Below are 2,777 nucleotides of genomic sequence, written 5' to 3' on the forward strand. Positions count from 1 at the left end.
AAAGAAATAAAATAATGACAAATAATCAACACAAGCAAGAATAAAAAAATAATATCAATAGGTTGGTTTGGTGGAGAACCATTGATGAACTTCAAAGTCATTGAATATATAAATAAAAAAATAATAGATGAAAATGAAGCAGAACTGTTTTCATCAATGTCATCAAATGGATGTTTATTGAATTATATAGATATATCAAAATTTGATGAGTTAAAAATAAAAAATGTTCAGATAACTCTTGATGGAATAGAAGAAACACACGATAAATACAGACCATTAGTTGGTGGAGGAAAAACATTTAAAAAAATAATAGAAGGAATAGAAACGTTATTTGAAAATACAAAAGAAACAAATATATCAATAAGAGTAAATGTAGGTCCTGAAAATTATGAAAAAATAGAGAAATTATTTGATTATTTAGAGAAGTTTCCAAAAAAAAGAATGAAAATATATTTTAGATGGATATTCCAGGCATCAGAAAGGAATGAAGAATTTCATATACACGTCAGAGATTTCAGAAAAGAAAATTCATTTACAAAACTCTCAAAATTATATGAAATGGCAATAAATAGAGGATTTAAAGTAATGTTACCAATATTAAATGGAGATATGTATTGCGAATTTGATAATGTATATAATATGGTAATTGGTCCAGAAGGGGAAATATATCCATGTACAGTTGCAGTAGAAGAAGGAATGGAAATGGGGAAAATAGAAAATGGAAAAATAAAATTAGAAACAAAAAAACAGTTAAAATGGCATAGTTATAATGGATATGAAGATAAAAATTGTAAAGAATGCAAAATATTACCTTTATGTCATGGTGGATGTAGAAATGCTGCACTTCACGGAAGCAAAGCTTGTCCTGAAGAAAAAAGAGAAACAGAAAGTTTTATAAAATTATGGTATAGAGTAAAAAAATTTGAGAAAAAGATGGTGGTTAAATGAAATCATCTCAGTATAATACATTAATTGAAAAAGAAGACGGTAGTCTTCTTCTTTTTAATGGAATGACCAATGCAATATTGAAAGTAGAAAAGAAAAATGTCGATAAAATAAAAAAAATATTATCAGGCAAAATAAAAATTGATAAGGATATAGAAATACTTAAAAAAGGTGGATTTATAATAGAAGATGATAAAGACGAATTAAGCGACATAATAGCAAAATATAAAAAATTTCAATTTTCAAACGATTATTTTCATTTAACAGTGACAATGACAACCAATTGTAATTTTAATTGTAAATATTGTTATCAAAACCAGGCAAAAGAAATAAGTATAAAACCTTTTAAGATAAGAAATATAAAGGAAAATACAATAGACTCAATAATAACACTGGTAAAAGAAAAAATAGAAGAAAAAAAGCCAAAAATATTTAGTGTAACTTTTTGGGGTGGTGAACCACTATTAGAAAAGGAAAAAATAAAAGAATTAAGCGAAAAAATAAAAAAGATTAGCGAAAAAGAAAAAGTGGAATATGATGCATTTATAATAACAAATGGATATTTACTTGATGAAATAACCATAAAAGAACTGAAAGATTCTGGAATAAAAAAATTAATAATAACGCTGGATGGAACAGAAGAAGAACATAATAAATTAAGATTATTAAAAAATGGAAAAGGAACATTTAAAAAAATATATGAAAATATAAAAAATGCATCAAAAGAAATTTTTGTAAAAATAAGAATTAATGTATTTCCACACAATATAGAAAGTATAAAAAGATTAATAGATAAAATATCTGAAGATAGATTAAAGGTGGAAATAGATTTAAGACAGGGTGAAATGGGAGATAATAAAAAATTGAAATCATTTACCTTAAAAGAATTTGCCAAAATAGAAAGTGAATTATATAATTATATAATAGAAAAGATAGATTACTATAATTTCAATCCATTTTTAAAAATAAATCAAGCAAGATGTGATGCGACAAGTATAAATTCATTAGTAATAGATGCAGATGGGAAATTATATAAATGTTGGGGAGAAATTGGTGGTATTTCAAAAGAAATTGGAGAATTAAAAGAAAATGGTAAAATGAAATTAAACTACAGAAAAAACATATGGCTCGCAATAGATCCATTTGATGAAGAATGTAAAAGTTGTAAAGTGTTACCATATTGTATGGGAGGATGTATTTTGGGTAAAGTATTAGCAGAAAAATATGGTGTAATAGAATACGGAAGGGAAAGATGTCTTCCGATAAAATATAATTTAGAAGAAATGATATTATTAACAGAAAAAACATATGGGAGGCGAAAAAATGGAATTCGTAAATGAACCAAGAGAAGAAAGTTTATTTTCATTTTGTGACTTTGGAAAAGATAAAGTAGAAAACTGTGATGAATGTAGTAATCAAGGATGTGAACAAAATGCTAAATGCAAAGGAGAAGATAAAGGGTTCTGGGATTGGTGTGATTCTTAAATTATGAAAACAATAAAAAAATTTCTATATTTTTTAGGTAGAGATATACTAATATGGAAAAGTTATAAAACACAAGCAGTACTGGGAATACTCAGTGGATTCTTAGGATTATTACAATTTGGATTCATGGGAAGGTTCATAGCTCAGGATAATTACTTTCCAATGATTGAACAATATGGGGGAAATATTCTTGCATATTTCATATCTGGAAGCGTATTTATGAGTTATACTACTCTCTCTCTAACAACATCTAAAAGTGTAATATGACAGGAGCAGGTAATGGGAACAATAGACTACCTGCTTCTGTCTGAAACACCATTATGGGAAGCATTAATATACACCATATT

Annotated in this window: 3 protein-coding genes and 1 pseudogene; all 4 read left to right on the forward strand. The window is 26.3% G+C overall.

The features are described 5' to 3' along the window. Positions 1-57 precede the first annotated feature (57 nt). Positions 58-948 (forward strand): radical SAM protein, encoded by an 891-nt coding sequence (locus tag AS160_RS09915; RefSeq protein ID WP_277601313.1) that lies wholly within the window; start codon positions 58-60, stop codon positions 946-948. Continuing rightward, entirely contained in the window at positions 945-2,285 is a 1,341-nt protein-coding gene (locus tag AS160_RS09920; protein WP_165148433.1) for a radical SAM protein, read from the forward strand. The genes AS160_RS09915 and AS160_RS09920 overlap by 4 nt, the downstream gene beginning before the upstream one ends. Further along, on the forward strand, positions 2,269-2,430 hold the full coding sequence (locus AS160_RS09925) for a hypothetical protein (RefSeq protein ID WP_165148436.1): 162 nt from the start codon (positions 2,269-2,271) through the stop codon (positions 2,428-2,430). Before AS160_RS09920 ends, AS160_RS09925 begins: the two co-directional genes overlap by 17 nt. Before the next feature lie 3 nt (positions 2,431-2,433). Beyond that, positions 2,434-2,777 (forward strand): annotated as a pseudogene (locus tag AS160_RS09930) (ABC transporter permease); the annotation flags it as partial.

The sequence above is a fragment of the Marinitoga sp. 38H-ov genome, from assembly GCF_011057715.1.
In the GTDB taxonomy this organism is placed as follows: domain Bacteria; phylum Thermotogota; class Thermotogae; order Petrotogales; family Petrotogaceae; genus Marinitoga.